At 66.1% G+C, this 23,997-nt stretch carries 22 protein-coding genes; 12 read left to right on the forward strand and 10 right to left on the reverse strand.

The annotated features are described in order from the left end of the window. Positions 1–117 precede the first annotated feature (117 nt). Positions 118–1,152 carry a dihydroorotase gene (gene pyrC / locus GRI97_RS11830; RefSeq protein ID WP_161391379.1) on the forward strand — a complete coding sequence of 345 codons (1,035 nt, stop codon included), beginning with the start codon at positions 118–120 and terminating at the stop codon, positions 1,150–1,152. Positions 1,153–1,465: 313 nt separating this feature from the next. On the opposite strand, the gene rarD is transcribed toward pyrC, so the two are convergent. Then, on the reverse strand, positions 1,466–2,365 hold the full coding sequence (rarD, locus tag GRI97_RS11835) for an EamA family transporter RarD (protein WP_161391380.1): 900 nt from the start codon (positions 2,363–2,365) through the stop codon (positions 1,466–1,468). 175 nt (positions 2,366–2,540) lie between these two features. Here rarD and GRI97_RS11840 point away from each other — a divergent pair, with 175 nt between their 5' ends. Together GRI97_RS11840 and GRI97_RS11845 are read left to right on the forward strand one after the other, a co-directional pair. After that, positions 2,541–3,008: a glycine zipper 2TM domain-containing protein gene (locus GRI97_RS11840; RefSeq protein WP_161391381.1), complete on the forward strand. Its 468-nt coding sequence runs from the start codon at positions 2,541–2,543 to the stop codon at positions 3,006–3,008. Positions 3,009–3,215: 207 nt separating this feature from the next. Next, positions 3,216–3,956, forward strand: a complete 741-nt coding sequence (locus tag GRI97_RS11845; protein WP_161391382.1) for a hypothetical protein — start codon at positions 3,216–3,218, stop codon at positions 3,954–3,956. A gap of 9 nt (positions 3,957–3,965) precedes the next feature. Here GRI97_RS11845 and astD read toward each other — a convergent pair whose 3' ends face one another. Continuing rightward, positions 3,966–5,372, reverse strand: coding sequence for a succinylglutamate-semialdehyde dehydrogenase (astD, locus tag GRI97_RS11850; protein ID WP_161391383.1), 1,407 nt, complete (start codon positions 5,370–5,372; stop codon positions 3,966–3,968). A gap of 137 nt (positions 5,373–5,509) precedes the next feature. Further along, positions 5,510–6,925, reverse strand: coding sequence for a protein adenylyltransferase SelO family protein (locus tag GRI97_RS11855; protein ID WP_161391758.1), 1,416 nt, complete (start codon positions 6,923–6,925; stop codon positions 5,510–5,512). A 96-nt stretch (positions 6,926–7,021) separates the two neighbouring features. Between GRI97_RS11855 and GRI97_RS11860 the strand changes: the two genes are divergently transcribed. The 5 genes from GRI97_RS11860 (at position 7,022) to GRI97_RS11880 (ending at position 12,907) form a co-directional block, all read left to right on the forward strand. After that, positions 7,022–7,924, forward strand: coding sequence for an alpha/beta fold hydrolase (locus tag GRI97_RS11860; RefSeq protein WP_161391384.1), 903 nt, complete (start codon positions 7,022–7,024; stop codon positions 7,922–7,924). An 11-nt stretch (positions 7,925–7,935) separates the two neighbouring features. Next, a complete protein-coding gene (locus GRI97_RS11865; RefSeq protein WP_161391385.1) occupies positions 7,936–9,129 on the forward strand; it encodes a glycosyltransferase in 1,194 nt (397 codons plus the stop codon). 138 nt (positions 9,130–9,267) lie between these two features. Beyond that, complete coding sequence (locus GRI97_RS11870; RefSeq protein WP_328598543.1) at positions 9,268–10,098, forward strand: tetratricopeptide repeat protein; 831 nt, start codon at positions 9,268–9,270, stop codon at positions 10,096–10,098. A gap of 3 nt (positions 10,099–10,101) precedes the next feature. Then, positions 10,102–11,475: a PQQ-binding-like beta-propeller repeat protein gene (locus GRI97_RS11875; protein WP_161391386.1), complete on the forward strand. Its 1,374-nt coding sequence runs from the start codon at positions 10,102–10,104 to the stop codon at positions 11,473–11,475. Positions 11,476–11,548: 73 nt separating this feature from the next. Continuing rightward, positions 11,549–12,907 carry a methyltransferase family protein gene (locus GRI97_RS11880; RefSeq protein WP_161391387.1) on the forward strand — a complete coding sequence of 453 codons (1,359 nt, stop codon included), beginning with the start codon at positions 11,549–11,551 and terminating at the stop codon, positions 12,905–12,907. 31 nt (positions 12,908–12,938) lie between these two features. On the opposite strand, the gene ubiA is transcribed toward GRI97_RS11880, so the two are convergent. Further along, a complete protein-coding gene (ubiA, locus tag GRI97_RS11885; RefSeq protein WP_161391388.1) occupies positions 12,939–13,841 on the reverse strand; it encodes a 4-hydroxybenzoate octaprenyltransferase in 903 nt (300 codons plus the stop codon). Positions 13,842–13,955: 114 nt separating this feature from the next. Between ubiA and GRI97_RS11890 the strand changes: the two genes are divergently transcribed. The 3 genes from GRI97_RS11890 to GRI97_RS11900 all read left to right on the forward strand — a co-directional run bounded on the left by GRI97_RS11890 (position 13,956) and on the right by GRI97_RS11900 (position 16,464). Then, on the forward strand, positions 13,956–14,714 hold the full coding sequence (locus GRI97_RS11890) for a 16S rRNA (uracil(1498)-N(3))-methyltransferase (protein WP_161391389.1): 759 nt from the start codon (positions 13,956–13,958) through the stop codon (positions 14,712–14,714). Positions 14,715–14,794: 80 nt separating this feature from the next. Continuing rightward, the gene (locus GRI97_RS11895; protein ID WP_161391390.1) at positions 14,795–16,165 is read left to right on the forward strand and encodes a glutamate--cysteine ligase; all 1,371 of its coding nucleotides are present in this window, start codon (positions 14,795–14,797) and stop codon (positions 16,163–16,165) included. Beyond that, positions 16,162–16,464: a putative quinol monooxygenase gene (locus GRI97_RS11900; protein ID WP_235917779.1), complete on the forward strand. Its 303-nt coding sequence runs from the start codon at positions 16,162–16,164 to the stop codon at positions 16,462–16,464. The genes GRI97_RS11895 and GRI97_RS11900 overlap by 4 nt, the downstream gene beginning before the upstream one ends. 117 nt (positions 16,465–16,581) lie before the next feature. On the opposite strand, the gene smc is transcribed toward GRI97_RS11900, so the two are convergent. The 4 genes from smc to GRI97_RS11920 all read right to left on the reverse strand — a co-directional run bounded on the left by smc (position 16,582) and on the right by GRI97_RS11920 (position 22,166). Beyond that, a complete protein-coding gene (gene smc, locus GRI97_RS11905; RefSeq protein ID WP_161391392.1) occupies positions 16,582–20,022 on the reverse strand; it encodes a chromosome segregation protein SMC in 3,441 nt (1,146 codons plus the stop codon). A 36-nt stretch (positions 20,023–20,058) separates the two neighbouring features. Beyond that, entirely contained in the window at positions 20,059–20,805 is a 747-nt protein-coding gene (locus tag GRI97_RS11910; RefSeq protein ID WP_161391393.1) for a thioredoxin domain-containing protein, read from the reverse strand. Between the two features lie 81 nt (positions 20,806–20,886). After that, positions 20,887–21,597, reverse strand: a complete 711-nt coding sequence (locus GRI97_RS11915; protein ID WP_161391394.1) for a thioredoxin domain-containing protein — start codon at positions 21,595–21,597, stop codon at positions 20,887–20,889. Further along, positions 21,594–22,166 (reverse strand): DUF721 domain-containing protein, encoded by a 573-nt coding sequence (locus GRI97_RS11920; RefSeq protein ID WP_377019376.1) that lies wholly within the window; start codon positions 22,164–22,166, stop codon positions 21,594–21,596. Before GRI97_RS11920 ends, GRI97_RS11915 begins: the two co-directional genes overlap by 4 nt. Positions 22,167–22,180: 14 nt before the next feature. On the opposite strand from GRI97_RS11920, the gene GRI97_RS11925 reads away from it, so the two are divergent. Then, positions 22,181–23,230 carry an A/G-specific adenine glycosylase gene (locus tag GRI97_RS11925; protein ID WP_161391396.1) on the forward strand — a complete coding sequence of 350 codons (1,050 nt, stop codon included), beginning with the start codon at positions 22,181–22,183 and terminating at the stop codon, positions 23,228–23,230. Between the two features lie 4 nt (positions 23,231–23,234). Here GRI97_RS11925 and GRI97_RS11930 read toward each other — a convergent pair whose 3' ends face one another. Together GRI97_RS11930 and GRI97_RS11935 are read right to left on the reverse strand one after the other, a co-directional pair. Then, positions 23,235–23,651 (reverse strand): YbaY family lipoprotein, encoded by a 417-nt coding sequence (locus tag GRI97_RS11930; RefSeq protein ID WP_161391397.1) that lies wholly within the window; start codon positions 23,649–23,651, stop codon positions 23,235–23,237. 73 nt (positions 23,652–23,724) lie between these two features. Then, on the reverse strand, positions 23,725–23,946 hold the full coding sequence (locus tag GRI97_RS11935; protein WP_161391398.1) for a hypothetical protein: 222 nt from the start codon (positions 23,944–23,946) through the stop codon (positions 23,725–23,727). Positions 23,947–23,997 lie beyond the last annotated feature (51 nt).

Below are 23,997 nucleotides of genomic sequence, written 5' to 3' on the forward strand. Positions count from 1 at the left end.
CAGGGTGGGCTTATCGCCATCACCCGGCTTCCCCCGAATGCCCGGCTGTGCCATCGCACCCTCTGCAAACGCCCGCTATGGGTGGCTGATTATTCCCGTTTTCCATTCAGGTGCCTCATGACCGAATCGCTCACCATCCGCCGCCCCGACGACTGGCACGTCCATCTGCGTGATGGCGCCATGCTGCGCGGTGTTGTCGGCCATACCGCGCGTCAGTTCGCCCGCGCGATCGTGATGCCCAATCTGGTGCCGCCCGTGGTCCGCACGGCAGATGCCATCGCCTATCGCGAACGCATCCTCGCCGCCCTGCCGGAAGGCGCGGATTTCACCCCGCTGATGACCGCCTATCTGACCGAATCGACCGATCCTGACGATCTGGCCCGCGGCTTTGCAGAGGGCGTGTTCACCGCCGCCAAGATCTACCCGGCCGGCGCCACCACCAATTCGGACAGCGGCGTGCGCGATCTGGCCGCGATCCGCCCGGTGCTCGAACGCATGCAGGACATCGGCATGGTGCTGTGCGTCCATGGCGAAGTGACCGATCCCGATGTCGACATCTTCGACCGCGAACGCGTCTTCATCGAAACCCGGCTCGAACCGCTGCTCAAAGACATGCCCGGCCTCAAGCTGGTGTTCGAACATGCCACCACGGCCGAAGCGGCGGCCTTCGTCGAACAGGCCGGGCCCAATGTGGCGGCCACCATCACCCCGCAGCATCTGCACATCAACCGCAACGCCATGCTGGTCGGCGGCATCCGCCCGCACGCCTATTGCCTTCCCGTGGCCAAGCGCGAACACCACCGCCTGGCCCTGCGCAAGGCGGCCACCTCAGGATCGAACAAGTTCTTCCTCGGCACCGACAGCGCTCCGCATGCCCGCCACGCCAAGGAGTCGGGCTGCGGTTGCGCCGGCATCTTCAACGCTCCCTTCGCGCTGGAAAGCTATCTGACGGTGTTTGAGGATGAAGGCGCGATCGACCATTTCGAAGCCTTCGCCAGCCTCAATGGCCCGGCCTTCTATGGCCTGCCGGTCAATGAAGGCACGGTCACGCTGGAAAGAACCGCTGTGACCGTGCCCGACAGGCTGGATGCCGAAGGCGAAGAGCTGGTCCCGTTCCATGCAGGCGAGCAATTGCGCTGGCGGATGGTTTGAAGGCGTCCCGGCGCAGGCCGGGGCCGCTTTCAGCAAGGCGCCACACCCAAATCCCCCAGCCCGTAGCACCAAGACCCGCTCAGCCTGAGCTCGTCGAAGGCCACGCGCCCAACGCCCGCGCCACAGGCAATCGCAGTGCCTGCCCAACGCCCGCGCCACAGGCAACCGCAGTGCCTGCCCTTCGACGAGCTCAGGGCGAGCGGATGTCAAGCAAGGCGAAAGGATGAGCAGCAATGCCGGGAAGACCGAGCGCACAAAATGCAGCAATCAACCGCAGCACAGACCCGCCAAAAATCGCCCCAAACAACCAATTTCAACCGACAGTTCTGGTCCGCGCATTCGCCAGCATATCCCAGCAGAACAGCGCCGCTGCCGCCCAGATGGCCACGAAACAGGCCAGTTGCGCCGGGCGCAGCGGTTCGTGGAACACGAACAGCCCCAACAGGAACACCACCGTGGGGGATATGAACTGCAGAAATCCCAACACCGTATAGGGCATGCGCCGCACGGCGGTTGCAAACAGCAGCAGCGGCAGCGCGGTCATCGGCCCGCCCAATATGATCGCGCCGGTCTCAACCGCATCGCGGCCCATCACCGACCCATCGGCTTGGGTGGCGAACCAGCCCACCACCAGCGCGGATGGCAACATCAGCAGCAGTGTTTCAACCGTCAGTCCGGCCAGCGGCCCGGCGGCCACCTTCTTGCGCAGCAGGCCATAGATTCCGAAACTCAGCGCCATCGCCAGGCTGACCCACAGCGTCGTCAATGCGCCGGACGCGAGAACCGTCACGCCGATGGCAGCCAGTCCCACGGCGATCCACTGGCGCGGACGCAGCCGCTCGCCCAGGAACGCCATGCCGAACAGCATCATCATCAGCGGCAGGATGTAATAGCCAAGGCTCGCGGCAAACACATGGCCGGTCTGGATCGCCCAGACATAGAGGAACCAGTTGCCGGCGATCATCGCTGATGTGACCAGCAGCACCAGCATCGCCCGCCCGTCAGCCAGTACCTGGCGCAATTCTGCCCAGCGGCCGGTCAGCGTGATCAGCGCCAGGCACAGCGGCACGGACACCAGGATGCGCCAGGCGACGAATTCCAGCGGCGGCACGTCATGCACCAGCAGCAGATAGAGGGGCATCGATCCCCAGACCGCATGGGCTGCCAGGGCATGGCCGAGTCCGCCTTTGCAGATGGTGTCCAGCATCGTCATTTTCTGCGCTGTGGCTCCCCGAATCCGGCCTCGCGGTAGGCTGTTGCGACGAACCGGGCAAGCTGAGCGATGAAATTCAAACCTTACAGTATTCCTTACAGACAGGTTGCGGTCTGTTCAGGAAAGCGGCGGTAAAACTGACTCACGGATCAGGGAATAAGAAGGAACACACAACATGACCAACTTCTTCAAGCATGCCGCAATCGCTTTTACCGCCGGAACCATGGCTGTGCTGGCGACCCCCGCCGCCGCTGCGGATATCCAGGGCTCGGTTTCGAATCAGGCAGTTAGCCAGCTGTTCAGCCAGTTCCAGTCGTCCTCTGCCATTACGGCTGATGATTCGGAATGGAACCGTGATCGCCGTCGTCACCACCGTGATCGTCACTATGGCCGTGATGACCGTCGCTGGGACCGTGATGAGCGTCTGACCCGCAACCACCGCGTGTGGCGCGGTCGTGATGGCCGGGCTTATTGCCAGCGCAGCAACGGCACGACCGGTCTGATCATCGGTGGTGCAGCCGGTGCCCTGCTGGGCCGCGAGATCGACGGTGGCCGTGATCGTACGCTGGGTACGGTTCTGGGTGCAGCCGGTGGTGCGCTGCTGGGCCGTGAAATTGATCGTGGCGGTTCCAGCTGCCGCTGATATGAGATCCCGGTAATCGCATTGCGGTGCGCGCCGCCTGGTTGGCAATCGCACCGCAGCGCATCCCCGGGTCGCAAAAGTCGGGACTGCGCCAGAGCGCCCGCGTGGGAAACCACGCGGGCGCTCTGCATGTTCAGGGGCTGATCAATCGGGTCGCCGCTCTACTGGGTGATTTTTTCTCAACCAACAGCCGCTAAAAGGCTGGGCATGAACAGATTGCCCGCCCGTTCGCGATCGACCGTCCGCCTTGGTCTGGCGCTCGCCATGCTGTTGCCGCTGGGGGCCTGCGGCCCTGCCGCCGAAAGTGAGCCTGCCGATGATCAGGATCCCGCGGTGGCCGCAGCGCTCGGAGATCCGCTCATGGTCGATCCCGATCTCGCCGGTCAGAATGCCGCCGGCAATGCCGCCAGCATCGGCACGCAGGATGGGTCGGTGCCCAGTTTCGAAATGGGCGCGGAAACGATCGCCGCCGCCCGGGCAGAGGCGCTGCAGCTGGTGGGCGGAGCCGGCAAGATGGTCAAGGCGCCCGAACCGCGCGAAATTTCCGGCAGACTGCCCGAAGGATCGACCCTGACGGCAGCAGCGCTTGCCGCCGCCGTCCCCGCCTCCGGCGATTGCGCGGCGCGGGTCCAGTACACGATGGATTGGGCGGCGCGTCTGCCCGTCGCATTCCCCGTCTTTCCGCGCGGCGCCGTGCAGGAAGCGGCCGGTACCGATGCCGAAGGCTGCCGGCTGCGGGTGGTCAATTTCAAGGCGCCGGTGCCACCGGCCGAGGTGATGGATTTCTATTACACCCGTGCCGCCGCCTCGGGCTTTTCCACCCAGCGCGTGCTGCAGGATGGCGATGATGTGCTGGCGGGAACGAAGGCCAGATCCTCCTTCGTCATCTATGTCCGGCCATTGCCGTCGGGCGGCGCCGATATCGATCTGGTCACCAACGCGCGCTGACTTGCAGGATCAACTGAAGCCGACCCCGACACTGGCGCGCGGCTGCTCCATTTCCGAACTGGCGACTGGATAGGCGCAGTAATCGGCGGCATAATAGGCCGCCGGGCGATGGTTGCCGGAATATCCGATCCCGCCGAAGGGGGCCGCCGATGATGCGCCATTGGTCGGCCGGTTCCAATTGACGATACCGGCGCGAATATTGGCCCAGAACCGGTTGTAATCCTGCGGCGCCCCGCCGATCAGCGATGCCGACAGGCCGAAACGGGTGTTGTTCGCCTCGGCAATCGCCGCATCCAGATCATCGACGCGCACCAGTTGCAGCAGCGGGCCGAACAGTTCCACGTCGGGCCGTTCGGCCATGGCGGTGATGTCGATCAGGCCGGGGGTCAGGAACGGCAGCTCGGCTTCCGGCCGGCGCATGTGGCAGATCGCCTTGCCGCCGTGGGAAATCAGATAGACGAAGCTTTCGATCAGCCGGTCGGCCGTGTCATTGTCGATCACCGGGCCCATGAACGGGGCGGGATTGTCGAACGGGCCACCGATGATGATCCGATCGATCAGCTTCTTCACCTCTTCGACCAGCGCGTCATGCATGCTCGATTTCACGATCAGCCGGCGCGCGGCGGTGCAGCGCTGCCCGGCAGAGGTGAAGGCGCTCTGCACCACCAGGATGGCGGCATCGGCGATCTTGGGCGTGTCCCACACCACGATCGGATTGTTGCCGCCCATTTCCAGCGCCACCACCCGTCCCGGATTGCTGGCCAGCCTGCGGTTGATCGCGATGCCCGCCTGGGCCGATCCGGTAAACAGCACCCCATCGATCCCGTCATGCGCGACCAGCGCCTTGCCGTGGTCCGGCCCGCCATGCAGCACCTGCACCAGCGCGGCGGGAATGCCCGCGCGGGCAAACAGCGATGCCAGGAATTCGCCGGTCGCCGGGGTCTTCTCGCTCGGCTTGAAGATCACCGCATTGCCGGCCAGCAGGGCCGGCACGATGTGTCCATTGGGCAGATGGGCGGGGAAGTTGTAGGGGCCGAGCACCGCCATCACCCCATGTGGCTTGTGCCGCAGCGCCGCGGTGCCCTGCAGCGCGCTGTCCAGCTTGCGCTGGCCGGTCCGTTCGGAATAGGCGCGGATGGAAATCTCCACCTTGGCGATCACCGATTCCACCTCGGTCCGGGCTTCCCACAAGGGCTTGCCCGTTTCGCGCGCAATCAGCTCGGCGAAATGCTCGTGCTCCTTGCGCACCTCATTGGCGAACCGGCGCAGCAGTTCCGCCCGCCGTGCCAGCGGCTGCGCCGCCCATTGCGGCCAGGCCTCCCGCGCCGTCGCCACCACCGCATCGACATCGCCGGCCCTGCCGCGCCACAACTCGGCACCAGTTGCAGGCTCGAAGGAAATCAGTTCGTCGGACAATATCCAAACCCCAGTATCTTGGTCTTCGTCAGTACGGCCCAATCCAGGCGCGCTGCATAGCCAGACCGACTGCAAACGCCAAATCATCGCATCCGCAGTGGGACATAAGTATCTCGCCCGGCAAAATGAATGGCCTGCTAGCCGAACAGATGTCCCGCCGGGGGCGGGGCGTCCCCCATCGCTGCCCCCATCCGGCGGATGACAGCCACCTTGGCGTGGAGCGGCGCCCAGTCGTCATGCTCGGCAATTGCCGCCCAGATGGCCTCGACCTCTTCGATCAGCATGCTCTGCGGCTGATCATCCGCCCAATATTCATGCGTGGAATCCAGCGGCTGGTGCCCGGCCATGGCTTGGGCCAAAGCACCCCCGACCGCACCCTCGGCGGCGCGCCCGCCGCGATGGGTGAAGAAGAACTGGTCCGGCCCGATCCCGCTTTCCCGCATCAGGTTCTCGGACGCTTCGATCAGCGCGCGGTCGGCCTCTGCTCCCGCGCTGGCCAGCCCCAACCGCCAGGTGAAGCGGCGGCCCATGGCCTCGTGATACAGCGCCGGGAAGCGCTCGAACGCAGCGACCAGCGGCGGGGCATCCACCAGCTGGCGCAAGGATATTGCCAGCTGCGCCAGATTCCAGTGCAGCGCCTCGGGCTGCCGGCCGAAGGAATAGAGCCCGGAATGGTCGAAATAGGCGGCGGTAAAGCCCGGTTGCCACTGCGGCAGCCAGCGCCAGGGGCCATAATCGAAACTCTCCCCGGTGATGTTCATATTGTCGGTGTTGAGCACACCATGGACAAATCCGGCCACCATGTAACTCGCCGCCAGATCGGCCAGCCGCTCGACTGCCTGATGCATCAGCACCACGGCGGGGTTGTCCCGCTCGGGCGCGTTTTCCGGCGGGGGCGGGGCGGGGAATTGCGCCAGGCAATAATCGACCAGCTGCGCCAGATTGTCGGCCTGGTCCAGCGCGGCGAGCCGCTGGAAACTGCCGATCCGGATATGCGAATGGCTCAGCCGCACCAGCACGGCGGACCGGGTGGGGGACGGCTCGTCTCCCCGCACCAGTTCCTCGCCCGTTTCCACCACGGACAGCGTCTTGGAGGTATAGGCGCCCAGCGCCTCGAGCATTTCGGTGGCGAGGATTTCGCGCACCGCGCCCTTCAGCGTCAGCCGCCCGTCCGCCGTGCGGCTATAGGGGGTCAGCCCGCTGCCCTTGGTGCCGCAATCGAGCAGCCGACCATGGCCGTCGCGCATCTGGGCATAGAGAAAACCGCGCCCGTCGCCGATGTCCGGGTTGTACACGCGGAACTGATGCCCGTGATACCGCAGCGCCAGCGGCTGGGGCAGATTGTCGGGCAGGGGGCTGAAACCGGCGAAGTGATCGGTCCAGGCCGCATCGGACAGATCGGCCAGCCCGATCGCCTGATCCCACCGCCGGTTGCGGAAGCGCAGGATGTGTTCGGGAAAAACCGCCGGTTGGGCGGGATCGGCCAGCCAGCCGGCCAGCGGCAGGATGGCGGGATCGGGGTGATAGCTCGCTGCTTGCGGTTCGGGGCGCATCTGGCAATAGATGGTGGCATGATCGATGCGGCACAAGCCCGCAGCCATCCGGCATCAATCAAGGCCGACATCAACAAGGGACGCAGAAGCGCAGGCATGTCCGAACCAGTCCACGTTACCGGCCAATGGCAGACCGCCGATGGGCTGACCCTGTCCTATCGCGATTTTCCCGGCCCTGCGGATGCCGCCGGCCGCCCACCGCTGCTGTGCCTGCACGGGCTCACCCGCAACGGTCGTGATTTCGAACCACTGATCGAACGCTTTGCTGCCGATTGGCGGATCATCGTGCCGGACATGCGGGGAAGGGGGCAGAGCGATTACGCCCGCGATACCGCCAGCTATGTCCTGCCCAGCTACATCGCCGATGTGGAACTGCTGCTGGCCCAGCTGGAACTGAACCGTTTCGTCGGCGTCGGCACCTCCATGGGCGCGCTGATCCTCACCGGCATTGCCCTGGGCGGGCGCGATCGGCTGGCCGGGGTGATCATCAATGACATCGGCCCGGAAATAGAGGCTGATGGCCTGGAACGGATCGTCGAATATGTCGGCCAGGGGCGCAGCTTCCCCACCTGGATGCACGCTGCGCGCGGGCTGCGCGATCAGGCAGAGGTCGCCCATCCGGATTTCACCATCACCCAATGGCTCGCCATGGCCAAGCGGCTGATGTGCCTCAGCGGCAATGGCCGGATCGTGTTCGATTACGACATGAAGATCGCCGAACCCTTCGCCAGCGCCGGCAATCCCGGCGCAGAAACGGAAACCCCCGCGCCCGCCGCCGCCAGCGGCCTCTGGCCCGGGTTCGAGGCTTTCGGCGGTCGCCCAGGGCTGGTGTTGCGGGGGGAAGTGTCCGATCTCCTTTCCGCCGCCACGGTCGACGCCATGACCCGCCGTATTGCAGGGTTGCAGGCCGTCGTCGTCCCGCGTACCGGCCACGCCCCCACGCTGGAAGAACCGGCCGCGCAGGCCGCCATCGCCGCGCTGCTGGCCCGCATCGGCTGAACGGAACGGGCATGACCACGAAAAAAGCCAGAAAAGCGCCGGCATCCAGCGGCAAGACCAGCAGTCCAGCGCAGACCACCGGTGCCGTGCCGCGCATCCTGCATCTGCATTCCTCCTTCGACGCTGGCGGCAAGGAAGTGCGCAATGTCCGCCTGATCGAAGCTTTCGGCACGCAGGCCGAACATGCCATCGTTTCGGGCGATCCGGACCGGCGCGGCGCCGCGTCGCTGCTCAGCGGCAAGGCGAAAGTCACCTGGCCCGATTTCCCCTCGCTCAAGGGCAAGCCCTGGCCCTCGCGTCTCAAGTCTCTGGCCCAGGCGATGCAGGGCTATGATCTGATCTGCACCTACAATTGGGGTGCGATCGATGCGACCATGGCCCACACGCTGTTCGCCGATCCCTTCAAGCTGCCGCCGCTGGTCCATCATGAAGACGGCTTCAATGAAGACGAGGCCAATGGGCTGAAAAAGCGGCGCAATCTCTATCGCCAGATCGCGCTGGGCCGCTCTGCCGCGCTGGTGGTTCCCTCCCGCACGCTCGAACGCGTCGCGCTGGAGGTATGGAAACAGCCACGCCCGCGGGTGCAGCTGATTTCCAACGGCATCGACGTGCAGAATTTCCTCCGCACCCCGCCGCGCGACGCGCTGCCCCGGCTGATCAAGCGCAAGGAGGAATACTGGATCGGCACGCTGGCCGGCCTGCGCAAGATCAAGAACCTGCCCGCCCTGGTCCGCGCCTGCGCCGATCTGCCCGAAGCCTGGCAATTGGTCATCGCGGGGGAAGGGCCCGAACGCGACGCCATCATGGAGGAGGCGGAACGCTGCGGCATCGATCACCGTGTCCATCTGCCCGGCTTCATCAGCGATCCGGCCCGCGTGGTCGGCCTGTTCGATATCTTCGCCCTGTCATCGCATTCCGAACAATTCCCGATCTCTCTGGCAGAGGCGATGGCCGCCGGCCTGCCGGTCGCTGCGCCGCGCGTGGGGGATGTCGGATCGATGGTGGCCAGCGAAAACGGCCCCTTCCTGTGCGATGCGGGGGATGAGGCAGGGCTCAGACAGGCAATCATGACGCTCGCCGGCGATGCCGCGCTGCGCCGGCGGGTCGGCAATGCCAACCGCGATCGCGCCCGGCAGGATTATGACGAACGCCGCATGGTGGAACGCTATCGCGCGCTGTACTGGGGGCTGATGGGGCGAAACTGACGCTCCGGAGGGGACCGGGCGCGCGTTCCGCTTCATCACCCGTTCACCCGTCGGGGGACAGGCACCATTCTGCAATTGAATTGGTGTGGCCTTCCGCTAAACAGCGCGGCCTGTTCCTCAACAAATCTGCGGACGATCGTGGCACTTCCCAGCAATCCCGACAAGACAGCCGAATCCAAGCGGGCCGAGCGCCTGGCAGCCGAACAGGACGTGTTCATCCGCGAAGTGGACGAAGCCGTCCGCGCGGATCAGCTCGACAGCGCGGCCAAACGCTATGGCATTCCGGCGGCGATCATCCTCGTGCTCGGCCTGGCCGGTTTCGGCGGTTACCTTTTCTGGAAGGAAAATCGCGAAGGCACGCTGGAAACCCAGTCGGAAGAACTGATCGGCGCGCTCGACGCCATGGGCCGTGGTGACAATGCGGGCGCGGAAAAGCAGCTCGCCACCCTGGCATCGGATGCCGATAACGGCGTGCGCATCGCGGCGAAGATGACCCAGGCCGGGCTTGCTGCCGGTGCCGGGCGCAGTGATGATGCGGTCAAGATCTATGATGCGATCAAGGCCGATGACTCCGCGCCGCAGGCCTATCGCGATCTGGCGACCATCCGCGCCATCGCGATCAATTTCGACAGCATGGAACCCAAGGCGGTGATCGATCAGCTCCGCCCGCTGGCCGTGGCTGACAATGCCTGGTTCGGCAGTGCTGGCGAACTCGTCGGCGCCGCCTATCTCAAGATGGGCGACCGCAAGCAGGCCGGCAAGATGTTCGGCGATATCGCCAAGGATGAAAACGTGCCGCAGACCCTGCGTTCGCGCGCCCGCCAGATGGCGGGCCTGCTGGGCGTGGACGCGGTCGAAGATGTCGACAAGGCGATGGAACGGCTCCGCAGCGAAGGCCGCGTCGCCGAAGCACCGAATATGGCAGCGGAGGCAGATGCCCCACCCGCAGCCGGCGCAGAAGGTCAGTAACGCATGATTCCCGACGCAGCGCTTCCGCCGGTTTCCGGCGGCCAATGGAAATCCGGCCACAAGTGGAAGGCCGTCCTGGCCCTGCCGCTGCTGGCGATCGCCCTGTCGGCCTGCGCCGGCGGGGACAAGCGGCCCAAGACCCCTACGGTCGGCAATCGCACGCCGATCCTGTCACGCATTCAGACAGAGGTTGTGGCCGATCCCGAACTGTCGGGCGTATCGGTGGTCCTGCCGCCGGCGCAGGTGAACACCGAATATGCCCAGGGCGGCGGCAATGCGGCCAAGGCCAATGGCCATCTCGCCTTCACCGCCGCGCCGACCCGCGCCTGGACGATCAGCATTCCGGGCACCAGCAAGAAACGCCGCCTGGCCGCTTCGCCGGTGATCGGAAATGGCCTGCTCTATGTGGTTGATACCGATGGCGTGGTCCACGCGTTCGACGCTGCGACCGGCGCCCCGCGCTGGCAGCACCGGATCGAAGTCGACAGCACGCTGCAGATGGTCACCTTCGGCGGCGGCGTCAGCTTCGCCGGTGATCGCGTCTATGCCACCAATGGCGCGGGCGATGTGGTTGCGCTCAATGCCGCCGATGGCAAGCAGGTCTGGCGCGTCAAGCCGGGCGGCCCGCTGCGCGGCGCGCCCACCGTGGCCTTCAACGCCGTCTATGTCATGACGCAGGACAATCAGATCCACGCGCTCAGCACCACCAATGGCGCCCCCGTGTGGGAAGATGCCGCCGCATCGGGTCAGTCGGGCGTGTTCGGCGTGGCGGCGCCTGCCGCTGGTCAGGGCACGGTAATCGCCGGCTACAGCACGGGCGAACTGGTCGCCTATCGGTATGAAAATGGCCGCAATCTGTGGTCCGACGCTTTGGCGCGTACCTCCATTTCCACCCAGGTCGGCACGCTGACAGACGTGGATGCCGATCCGATCATCGACGCTGGCCGTGTCTATGCGCTGGGGCAGGGTGGCCGCATGGCCGCCTATGAACTGGTCACCGGGCAACGGATCTGGGAACTCTCGCTCGCCGGCATTTCCACCCCGGCGGTCGCTGGCGAATGGATATTCACCCTCACCGATGACGCGCGGCTGCTCGCGATTGCCCGCTCGACCGGGCGCGTGCGCTGGATCACGCAGCTGACCCGCTGGCGCAAGCCGAAGGATCGCGAAGGGCCGATCTTCTGGACCGGGCCTGTCCTGGCCGACAACCGGCTGTGGATCGCCAGCTCCGAAGGCGAAGTGATGTCGGTCGATGTCACCAATGGCACCGCCACACCCTTCGCCGAACTCGACGCCGGCGTCTCGCTGTCGCCGGTGCTGGCCAACAAGACGCTCTATATTCTCGATGATAGCGGCACGATCAGCGCCTGGCGCTGATCGGCATGAACCGGCGCGGCGAAACGCCGCGCCGTTACCGCTGCCTTAACCCTTGTCGCTTATGGCCCCGGGCATGAACAGCGACAGATCCGCCCCTCCGGCATCCTTGCCGTCCAGCGACATTTCGCCCTGGGTCGGGCTGGTGGGGGTTGTCACCCTCTTCATCTGGATCATGATCTGCCGGCACTGGCCCGATGTGGTCACCATGCTGGGCCTGCCTGGTCCGCATGAACGGCTGTCCGGCCCCTATGCCGCGCTTCTGTCGATCGGCCTGCTCGGTCTGACCATGTCGGCTTGGTCGGTGCTGGTGGAGAAAGTTCACCGGCGCCCCTCCACCGGAATCGATTGGCACAATCCGCGCTCGCTGGCCGATGTGCGCCGCACGGCCATGACCAAGCTGGTCGGCCTGTGGGGCACTTGGGCGATCATCGCCGTCATCTATTGCCTCGGCCGCTGGTACTGGGACGGGCAATATCTCTTCGCCATGCATGTGCTCACCTGGGCGATCGTGCCCATGGTGGTGCTCTCGGTCCCCTATGTGCTGTGGCTCGAACGGCGGCTGGTCAACACCCGCGATCATGCCTGGCACTTCGGCGCCTTCCTGCTGGGTCAGGATGGGTGGGATGCCGCCGCGCTGCGCAAGCATGGCCGCGCCTGGGCGATCAAGGGCTTCTTCGGCGCCTTCATGATTTCCATCCTGCCGCCCGGCTTCGCCTCGGTCGTCAATGCCGATTTCAGCGGTCTGCTGGATCATCCGGTGGAATTGGGCAGCACGCTGTTCGAACTGCTGTTCGTGATCGACGTGCAGATCGGCACGGTTGGCTATCTGCTCACCTTCCGCCCACTCGATTCGCATATCCGCAGCGGCAATCCCTTCCTGGCTGGCTGGGTTGCGGCGCTGCTCTGCTATCCCCCGGTGGTCTATGCCTTCATGGGCAATGGCGGGATCATCCAGTATGAGGTGAACACGCCGGGCTGGGGCTATTGGCTTGATGGGCAAACCACCTTGCTGTGGATCTGGGCCGGCATGCTGGTGTTCCTGACGGCGGTCTATGCCTGGGCCACGGTCGCCTATGGCATCCGCTTTTCCAACCTCACCTATCGCGGTGTGGTCACCAACGGGCCTTACCGCTTCACCCGCCACCCGGCCTATCTGTCGAAAAATGCCTTCTGGTGGCTGTCGGTGCTGCCCTTCCTCGTCACCAGCGGATCGCTGGTGGATATGGTGCGCAACACCGTGTTCCTCGGCGCCGTCAGCGCGATCTATTACTGGCGCGCCCGCACGGAAGAGGCGCATCTGCTGGCCGAAGACGAAAAATACCGCGCCTATCACGCCTGGATGGAACACCACGGCCCGATCACGGTCGCGATCAAGCGCCTGCTCGGCACCGCCCGCCGCCGCCCGGCCCAAGACGCTCAGCCGCCAGCTTAATTCTCAGGCCGTAATCGTCAGGCCCTGATCCTCACGCATTACCCACCACCCAGCAGGCCGCCGCCAGCAGCAGCCCGGCATAGCGGTTGGATCGGAACCGGATCAGCGGATTGGCCGGATCGGCCGGGTTCAGCGTCGCCGCCTGCCACAACAGATGGATCGCCACCGGCAACAGCGCCAGCAGGCCGATCCAGTCGGGCCGCAGCAGCCAGAACGCGGTGGCCCAGCTGGCCAGCGCAATGCCGTAAAACGCAAACACCCCTTCGCGCACCCGTGTGCCCAGCCGCAGCGCGCTGGAACGGATGCCGACAATCGCGTCATCCTCGCGATCCTGCAGCGCATAGATCGTGTCATATCCGATGCACCAGAACATCGCCCCGACATAGAGCGCCCCCAGCACCGGCAAATGGTCGGACCGCACCGCCACCCAGCCGACCGGTGCGCCCCAGGTGAACACCAGCCCCAGCCAGGCCTGCGGCCACCAGGTGATGCGCTTCATGAAGGGATAGGCCGCCACCAGCGCCAGACTGCCCAACGCCACCAGCTGCGCTTCCCAGCGCAATTGCAGCAGCACCACCAGCCCGATCAGACACAGCACCAGCAACCAGGCCCAGGCCGCCTTGCCGCTCACGCGCCCGCTCGCCACCGGGCGGCTGGCCGTCCGCGCCACCTGGCGGTCCAGATCCGCATCGACGATATCATTGTAGACGCAGCCCGCGCCGCGCATCGCCACGCTGCCCAGCCACAACCACAGCGCCAATTGCCATTGCCAGCCGCCCCCGGCCAGGAACAGACCCCACAGGCACGGCCAGAACAGCAGCCACCAGCCGATCGGCCGATCGAACCGCGCCAGCAGCGCAAAATCGCGCAGGCGTTCGGGCAGGCGGGCAACAAGGCCGCGATGTTCGCTGTCGGGGGTGATGATATCAGCCATGCGGCGTTCCCTATCACATCGCACCTGATGGGGAAGCGGTGTCGCCCCTCCGCCGCTCCAGGTTCAGGCCCAGTTCCCGTTTCCCTCTGCGCCAATCCGCATTACAGCCGCTTGATGCCCGCGACCCCTGCCTGGCCGCCGCGCAGTGCGCCGCGCCTGTTCGTCCCCGATCCCGTTTCCCTCGGCACGCCGGTGCAGTTGGATGGCCCGCAGGCGCATTATCTGCTGCGAGTCATGCGCCTGGCCGCCGATGATGTGGTGATCCTGTGTGACAATCAGACCGGCGAATGGGCGGCGCGGGTAACCCAGGCGGGCAAGCGCGATCTGCTGCTGTCTCCGGTGGAACGGCTGCGCCCGCGAGAGGATGTGCCCGATTTCTGGCTGTGCCCCGCCTTGTTGAAGAAGGATCGCTTCGATCTGGTGCTGGAAAAGGCCAGCGAGCTGGGCGTGCGGCGGATCGTGCCGATGATCACGCGGCGCTGCGTGGCGGACAAGCTCAACCCCGAACGCGCCCAGACCATCGTCACCGAAGCGGCCGAACAATGCGCCCGCACCGCGCTGCCGGAACTCTCTGAACCGGTGAAGCTGGATGCGCTGCTGCGCCAATGGCCGGCCGATCGGACATTGTTCTTCGCCGATGAGCTGGGCGGAGAAGGGGCCGCTGCTGCTTTCATCCGCCATGGCGCGCCCGCCGGCCTGCTGGTCGGCCCCGAGGGCGGCTTCGACGATGACGAGCGCGAACGGATTCGCGCCCACCCCAATGCCCGCCCGATCACGCTGGGTCCGCGCATCCTGCGGGGCGAAACCGCGGCCATTGCCGGCACGGCTTTGTGGATGGGCTGCACCGGCGATTGGGTGGATTCTCAGGCGTGAATTGATTCGTTCAACAAACGAATTGCCGGATAGCCGATTTGCTCTGGCGCGGGTGCGTTTGAGGGCCTAACGGCGCTGGCATGAGCACGCGTACCACGCCCACCGGGGTAGAACCGCCGATCGAACGGCGTGACCAGCTTGTCGCTCCGATGCAGGCGGGTGAAAAGCCGCGCTCTGCATGGCGCATCGGCACCGAGCATGAAAAGCTCGTCTACAACCGCCAGGATTTCCGCGCCCCGTCTTATGACGAAGTTGGCGGTATCCGGGACATGCTGCTGGAATTGCAGCAATTTGGCTGGACCCCGATCGAAGAAAACGGCCACATCATTGCCCTGGGCGGGGTCGATGGTGCGGTCAGCCTCGAACCGGCCGGCCAGCTCGAACTGTCGGGCGCGCCGCTGGAAAACCTGCATCAGACCTGCGCCGAAACCGGGCGCCATCTGGCCCAGGTGAAGGAAATCGGCGACCGCCACGGAATCGGTTTCCTCGGCCTCGGCATGTGGCCGGACAAGACCCGTGCCGAATTGCCGATCATGCCCAAGGGCCGCTACGAGATCATGCTGCGGCACATGCCGCGCGTCGGCTCGATGGGTCTCGACATGATGCTGCGGACCTGCACGATCCAGGTGAATCTGGATTACGGTTCCGAAGCCGACATGGTGAAGAAATTCCGCACCAGCCTGGCGCTGCAGCCGCTGGCAACCGCGCTCTTCGCCAATTCGCCTTTCACCGAAGGCAAGCCGAACGGCTATCTCTCCTATCGCAGCCATATCTGGTCGGACACCGACCCGCACCGCACAGGCATGCTGCCTTTCGTGTTCGAAGATGGCTTCGGATATGAAAGATATGTCGATTACATGCTTGATGTGCCGATGTATTTTGTCTTCCGCGATGGCAAATACATCGACGCTGCCGGGCAGAGCTTCCGCGATTTCCTCGAAGGGCGTCTGCCGGCACTGCCGGGCGAACTGCCCACCGCCAGCGACTGGTGGGATCATCTGTCCACCGCCTTCCCCGAAGTACGGATGAAGAGCTTCCTGGAAATGCGCGGCGCCGATGGCGGCCCGTGGAACCGCATCTGTGCCCTGCCGGCCTTCTGGGTTGGCCTGCTCTATGACGATACCGCGCTCGATGCCGCATGGGATCTGGTCAAGGACTGGACCATGGAAGAACGCGAAGCGCTGCGCGATGCCGTGCCGAAACTGGCGCTGGACGCACCCATTCCCGGCGGCGGCCGCCTGGCCGATATCGCAGGCGAAGTGGTCGCCATCTCCCGCGCCGGCCTCAACGCCCGCAATGCGCTGAATGGCGCAGGCGACACCGAAGCCGGCTTCCTCGATCCGCTGATGGAAATCGTGAAAAGCGGCAAGGTCCCGGCGCAGCGCCTGCTGGACAAGTTCCACGGCGAATGGGGCGGGGACATTTCCCGCGTCTACGAGGAAAGCTTTTGACCATTGCCGTAATCGGGCGGTTCCGTTTCCCCGTCGAAACGGTGGAACAGGCTCGCCTGCTGATGCAGGACGTCATCGCTGCCACTCTGGCAGAGCCGGGCTGCCGCGCCTATTCCTACGCCCAGGATGTGGCCGAACCCGGCCTGTTCCACGTCACCGAACTGTGGGACAGCCGCGAATGCCTGTCCGCCCATTTCGCCACCCCGCATATGCAGACCTGGCAACATCAGCGCTCCGCACTGGGCTTTTTCGACCGCGATATCAGCCTGTTCGAACTGGAATCTGAGGAAAAGATTTAGGCGGGAATCGCGTCCTCAACTTCCGCTCTTCTCGCTCCCACCCCCAACACCCGCTCGGCCTGAGCCCGTCGAAGGCCAGCCACAAGGCCAGCCCAAGCCACCCCAAACCCAAACCTCTCAAACCGCCGAAGCCAGAATCTCCTCCGCCCCGACCAGATCCACGCTCACCAACCGGGACACGCCCCGTTCCACCATGGTCACGCCGAACAGGCGGTGCATCCGGCTCATGGTCACAGCATTGTGGGTCACGATCAGATAACGGGTCTGGGTTTCGCGGGCCATCGCCTCCAGCAGATCGCAGAACCGGTCGATATTCGCATCATCCAGCGGCGCATCGACTTCGTCGAGCACGCAGATCGGCGCCGGATTGGTCAGGAACAGCGCGAAGATCAACGCCACCGCCGTCAGCGCCTGCTCACCGCCGGACAGCAGGGTCAGCGATTGCAGCCTTTTGCCCGGCGGCTGGGCATAGATTTCCAGCCCCGCCTGCAGCGGGTCGTCCGAATCCACCAGCGCCAGATGCGCCTGCCCGCCTTCGAACAGGCGGGTGAACAGCCGGCGGAAATGCGTGTCCACCGCCTCGAAGGCGGCGCGCAGCCGTTCGCGGCCTTCGCGGTTCAGATTGCCGATCGATCCGCGCAGCCGGTTCACGGCTTCGGCCAGTTCCTCCTGCTCGGCGGCGCTGGTGCCGTGCAGTTCCTCGATCCGCGCCAGCTCGTCGGCCGCCACCAGATTGACCGGGCCGATTTTCTCCCGGTCGGCGGTCTGCCGATCCATGATGGCGGATTCGTCGGTGGCGGATTTCACATCGGCCGGCGCGAAGGCGAATTTGCTCGCCAGCACCGGGGGCGGGCACTGGAAACGCTCGCCGCTGATCCCGGCCAGTTCGCGGCGGCGGCCATCCTCGTTCTCGGCGCGCGCAGAGGCCAGCGCGCGGGCCTCGCGCGCGGCGGCCAGCGTTTCGGTCGCATGGGCCAGCGCCGCATCGGCCGCCCGGGCAATCTCGCCCGCTTCCGCCAGCCGCGCGTCCGCCTCCGCCAGTTCTCGGGCCAGCCGTTCGCGCACCGCTTCGCCGCCGTCGATTTCGCGCTGCAGGGCGGCGGGCTTGGCCTCGATCACCGCGCGTTCCTCGGCGATTTCCTCGAATCTTTGCGCCATGCCGGACAGGCGCCGCGCCGCTTCGCCTGATCGGGCCTGCCAACCCTTGATGTCGCCCTGCTGGGCGCTCACTCGCTCGCGGGTCACGGCCAGCGCCTGATCATGCGCGGCCAGCGCGGCCATGGCCGCCTGCATCGCAGTGCGCGCCGCCTCATGCCGGGCGCGACTGGCATCCAGCGCCGCGCGGCCGGTTTCCGGATCGGGCAGGGCGCCCCGGCGGTCCTGCGCCGCCTGCAATTCCTTCCCCGCCTGCTGCTGCCGCGCGGCCAGATCGCCTCCGGCCGCATCCAGCTGCTCACGCCGTGCGGCCAGCCGTTCGCGCGCGGCTTCGGCCTGGTCCACGGCGCGCAGGGCGGCTCTTTCGCGCTCGGCCGCCTCATTCACGGCGCGCTCCATGCCCACCAGCTCGCGCTGAAGCATGGAGAGCGCATCCTGGCTGGCCAGCTGTGCAGCCTCGGCCTGGCTGGCCGCTTCGCGCAGCGGCGGCAATTGCCCGGCCAATTCGTTGTAGCGATTGTCCGCTTCCAGCCGCGCCGCTTCGGCCGCACCTTCGCCGCGCGCCAGGAAACCGTCCCAGCGGCGCAGATGACCGGCCCGGGTCACCAGCCATTCACCCGGCGCCAGCACCCGGCCATCATCGCTGTCGGCCACATGCACCAGCGCCAGCCGCGCCGCCAATTCGTTCGGGCATTCGGGCACATGCTGCGCCAGGCTGTCCGCTACGGGCGCGGGCATTGGGGCAGGGGCCGGGCTGCCGGCCCAGAACCGCCCTTCGGCCTGATCGGACGGCTGCCCGATCGGCGATTTGGCATCGCGCCCCAGCACGGCGGCCAGCGCCCGTTCGTAACCGGGCGCAGCACGCACCCGGTCCAGCGCCACCGGCATGCCCTGTCGCCCGGCGGCGCCCTTGGCGCGGGCATCGCGGTCGCGCTGCAGGGCGGTAAATTCGCGTTCTATCCCGGCCAGCTCGGCCCGCGCCCCGGCCAGCGTGCTGGCGGCCTCGTCCCGCTCGCGGCCCAGCAATTCCTTGCGTGCCTGGGCGCTGGTCAGCGCCTCCCGCCGCTCGGTCAGCAGGCCGGCGGCAGCTTCTGCTGCCTGGCTCGCCTCTGTCAGCGCAATTTCGGGATCGCCTTCCTGCGCCAGCGCGGCGCGTGCGGCATCATGCCGGGCCTGTTCGGCCAGGATCCGGTTCAGCCGATCCTGCGCCTGCGCCACCTCGGCTTCGGCCACACGCCATTCGGCTTCCACCCCGGCGTGATCGGCGGTGGCCTTGGCCAGGGCCAGTTCGGCGCTGCGGGCGGCGCGTTCACCATCTTCCGCCTGGCGTGCCACCGTGGGGCGCTGGGTTTCGTCGCGGGCCAGCGCCTGCTGATTGGCGGCCAGATCCTGCTCCAGCCGCTGCAGCGCGTCGGCCGCGTCCCGGGTCATCCGGTCGGCATCATTGCGGTCTTCTTCCAGCCGCTGTTGCTGGCGGTTCAGATCGGCCAGCCTTTGCTCGGCCGCTTCCAGCTGGTTGGTCAGTGCCGCCATTCGGTGCCCATGGGCATTGGCATCGTCGCGCCGGTCGGCCAGCACATCGCGCGCCTCGGCCAGCCGTTCGCCCCCGGCAGCCTGCGCCTTCTGGGCCGATGTGGCGGCTCCTTGCGCGGTGGTGACGGCACTGTCGGCCTGTGCGGCTTGCGCCCGCGCGGCATCGGCGGCAGCGGCCGCATCGCGCCAGCGGGCAAACAGCAGCCGCGCTTCGGCCGTGCGGATTTGTTCGGACAGCAGGCGGTAACGCTCGGCCTGGCGGGCCTGCCGCCTCAGCGTGGACATCTGGCTGTCCAACCCGGCCATCAGATCGGTCAGCCGGGCCAGATTGGTTTCCGTCTGGCGCAGCTTGTTTTCGGCGTCGCGACGGCGGACATGCAGCCCGGCAATCCCGGCTGCTTCTTCCAGCATCATCCGCCGTTCGGCGGGCTTGGCGGCGATAACGGCGGCGATCCGCCCCTGGCTCACCAGCGCCGGGCTGTGCGCCCCGGTGGCAGCATCGGCAAACACCAGCGCCACATCCTTGGCCCGGACATCGCGGCCATTGACGCGATAGGCGCTGCCGGCGCCGCGCTCGATCCGGCGGGTCACCACCAGTTCCTCGCCCTCGGCATCGGTGGCGTGCAGCACGGCCTCGGCAAAATCGCGCGGCGGGCGCTGGGCCGTGCCGGCGAAAATCACATCGTCCATCCCGCCCGAACGCAGGCTCTTGGGCGAATTTTCGCCCATGACCCAGCGGATCGCTTCCAGCAGGTTGGACTTGCCGCATCCATTGGGGCCGACCACGCCGGTCAGCCCCTGTTCGATGCGCAATTCGGCAGGCTCGACGAAGCTTTTGAAACCGCTCAGCTTAAGCTTGCGGATCAGCATCGGGACATGCCTGCCGAAGTGTGGAGAAAGTGTGGATCAGCGCGCGCCGGCTGCTTTCAGCGCGGGTTCGATCACGCTCCACACCGCCCCGTCGACGCGGGCGCCGTTCAGGAAGAAGGTCGGCGTGCCGGTCACGCCCAGATCGGTGGCCTGCTTCTGCGAAGCCTGCACCAGCGCTTCGGCCTTGGGCTGATCGGCCAGGCACTGCATGGCCTGATCGCGCGAAATGCCGCGTGCGGCGAAGAAATCCACCAGGCCGCTGGCCTCACCCATGGCCTGCAGGCGCTGGGCCGGGGGTAGGGTGCTGGCCTGCTGCAGGGCCGCCTGATTGGCGTTGAAACCGGCGAAAATCTGCTCGAGATCGGCCCAGACCTGCACCGACAGCGGATGCGCGGCCTCCGGCGGCGCGCAGCGAACCAGTCGCGCAATCACGAGGTCGTAGGGGTTGAGGAACAGATTGCGCAATTCATAGCTGACCACGCCGGTGTCCACATATTTTGCCAGCGGCTCATGCGCTTCATTGGAAAACTGCGCGCAATGCGAACAGGTGTGGCTGGCATATTCGACCAGCTTGACCGGTGCATCCGGATTGCCGAGCACGAAGCCATTTTCGGGCGACACCGTCACCTTGTCGGTCCAGGCGGTGCCGGCCGGGGCCGGAATGGCGGCGATCGCTTCGCCCTGCGGCAGTTCGCCCGGGGTTTCGGGCTTGGAATCACAGGCCGCCAGCGCCAGCGGCGCGGCTGCAAGCAGGGCGAGACGACGGAAAGTCAGTTGGGTCATGGTTTCCCCGTGGATTGAATGCAATGGACGTAACCGGCAATCTGCCGGACAGAATGAAACAGTCTGGCTCTATTCACTGCTTCACTGGCTGGCGGAAGCGGAAATGCGCGCCTGCAGCGCCGGCTGCAGGCCGGCCCAGCTGTGGATCTGGGGCAGCAGCTGGCCATTGATGGCAAAGGATGGCGTGCCTTCCATGCCGGGGATCTGCCAGTCCCGCTTGGAAATATCGGCCAGGCTTTCGGCCATGGTTTCATCGGCCAGGCAGGCATCGGCCTGAATCCGGCTGTATCCGCGCTGCTCCATGATCGGATAGAACCCCAGATCGCTGGCGATCGCGCGCCGCCGGGCAGCCTCTTCACCCGTGCTCCAGCGCTGCTTCTGCGCCCGCGTGGCAGCGGTCGCCTTGGCCATCCATTCGGGATGCGCCAGCATGAAGGCGTGGTGATTGCGCGCGAACTTGGCCGTGTCGCCGCAATTGGTCAGCATGGCGGCGGTCAGATCGATCGGATCGCGCAGCAGATGGCGGATTTCCAGCTTCAGCCTGCCGGGTGTCACATAGGCCAGCTTGATCGCATCATCGGCCTGCCGGCTGAAGGTGGCGCAATGCGGGCAGGTGTAGCTGACATATTCGGTCAGCTTCAGCGGCGCATCGGGATTGCCGATGGTGTGGCCGCCATCGATCTTGGCCACCGTATTGGTCCAGTTCTGCTGCGCAGCGTGGCTCACGCCCGCCGCCGCCATCAGGGCGATACCGGCCAGCATCACGCGCCCGACCAGAGATTTCCGTGTCATCCTTGTCCCTTTTCCCTGCCACCCAGGCTGCGGGCCAGTGATTCCAGCACCGTCCGCAACTCAGGGTCGCCAATATCGCGCAGACTTTCGCCCAGTTCCAGCGGGATGGGCTTCAATGATGGCGGCGCCTGGCGCACTTCGGCACCCGCTCCGCCTGGCCGCCCGCTATTCGCCTTGGGCTGAACCACACCTTGCCGCAGCTTGATCTTCGCGACCGCGCGATAGCCGAAGAACCGGTTCACCCGATCGATGATTTCGGGGATCACATGCAGGATCAGCGGCGCATGCGCGGGCACCACCACCAATTGCATGACCCCGTCGGATTTCTCGCCAGGGGGGAAGCGAATCGATTCCGGCTGGCAGACCTCGGCATGGCGCGTGCCGACGATTTCCGGCCAGCGGCTGACCACGCTCGACTGCACGAATCCGAACCGGCGAAACGCCGCACGGCCGATCTGCGGCACCAGCTCCGCCACCGGGCGCGCCGGTCCTCCGCGCGGGCGTTCATAAGGCCGTGCACGCGGTCGCTTGGCGGGTTTGTCGTCTCGTTCCATCCTGCGCTCTGCCATGCCATAGCGCGCGAATGGATGATAGGGTCGCCCCGCTGTTGCTCGACTGGTATGATGCGCATGCGCGCACGCTGCCCTGGCGCATTCCGCCCGGCTCGGGCCTGACCGCCGATCCCTATTGCATCTGGTTGTCGGAGGTGATGCTGCAGCAGACCACGGTCGCGGCGGTAAAACCCTATTTCGAAAAATTCACCGCCCGCTGGCCCGATGTGCAGGCGCTGGCTGCCGCCGATGATGCTGATATCATGGCCGAATGGGCCGGGCTGGGCTATTATTCCCGCGCCCGCAATCTGGTCGCCTGCGCCCGCGAAGTCGCCCGGCTCGGCGCTTTTCCTGACAATGAGGATGATCTGCGCCGGCTCCCCGGCCTGGGCGCCTATACCGCCGCCGCCGTGGCGGCGATCGGCTTTGGCCGGCGGGCGGTGGTGGTCGACGCCAATGTCGAACGGGTCGTGGCGCGGCTGTTCGTGATCGATGATCCGCTGCCCGGCGCGCGCACCGAAATCCGCGCCACGGCCGATCGCATCACGCCGGATCGGCGCGCCGGCGATTTCGCCCAGGCGATGATGGATCTGGGCGCCACCATCTGCACCTCGCGCGCACCGCGCTGCCTGTTGTGCCCGCTGGCGGAACCCTGCCGGGGCCGCGCGCTCGGCGATCCCGAACGCCTGCCGGTCAAGCCGGCCAAGAAGGCCAAGGCGCAGCGACAGGGGCGGGTCTGGTGGATCGAGCGCGACACCGCCAGTGGTCCGCAGGTCTGGCTGGTTACCCGCGATGCCAAGGGCATGCTCGGCGGCATGCGCGCGCTGCCCGATGACGGCTGGACCGCGCGGGCCGATGGTACGGGCCAGCCGCCCGTGGCCGGGCCATGGCGTGCTGCCGGCACCGTGCGCCACAGCTTCACCCATTGCGATCTGGAACTCGCCCTCACGGTTCATGAGGGCGATCCAGCCATGGGCGATCAGCCGGGCGAATGGTGGCCCGTGGCCGCCATCGACCAGGCGGGTCTGCCGACCCTGTTTGCCAAGGCCGCCCGGCTGGCCATAGCCAGTCGCGCGGCCTGATCGGTCAGCGGCGTCCGCCGGCGCTGACCAGATTGAGCGCCATCGGCTGGCCGGGGCGCTGCAGGGCATTGTGGGTATCGGTGATGAACATCAGCGTCCCGTCCGCCCCGGTGATCCGGGCGGAAACCGTATAGCGGCCATTGGGCTGCAAGCGGTTGGGATTGTATTGCAGGGTGAAGGGGATCGGCACCTGCCGGCCATTGCTGCGGAACGATGTCTGCGCCACGATCGTGGCCGGGGCATCGGCGCGGCTGACATCGGCGAGCTGTACCGAAATCCGGGCATTGTCGGGCAGGGCCATCCGCTCGCGATAGGCGACAGTGCCGGTCAGCGTCACCCGGTTGGCATTGCCGATATCCTCGGGCATGCAACCGGCCAGCATGGCAATCGCGACGATCGGCATCGATAAGCTGCGTATCATGGCTCTGTCCTCTCACTCTCCGCGCGCAGGCTATGCCTGCACGGGGGCGAGGACAAGCAGGACTAGGTCCGAATCAGAAGAAGCCGCCGCCCAGCATCAGCCGGATCACGGCAATCGCGAACACGACCAGGCAGAAATTCCGCCCGCCATTGGAACTCGACAGCGCACCCAGCCCGATGCCGACCACTGCAATCGGCAGGACGAACCAATTGCCCCAGCCCAGGAAGGGAATGGTGGAAGGGATCGCCAGCAACAGCGCGACGATACCGGTAGCGATCGAAAGCAGGTTCAGCATGTGTGTTATATGGATAAAGCACTGACCCAGCGCAAGAGCCTTGCTGACCGG

The organism is Croceibacterium xixiisoli (assembly GCF_009827305.1).
In the GTDB taxonomy this organism is placed as follows: Bacteria; Pseudomonadota; Alphaproteobacteria; order Sphingomonadales; family Sphingomonadaceae; genus Croceibacterium_C; species Croceibacterium_C xixiisoli.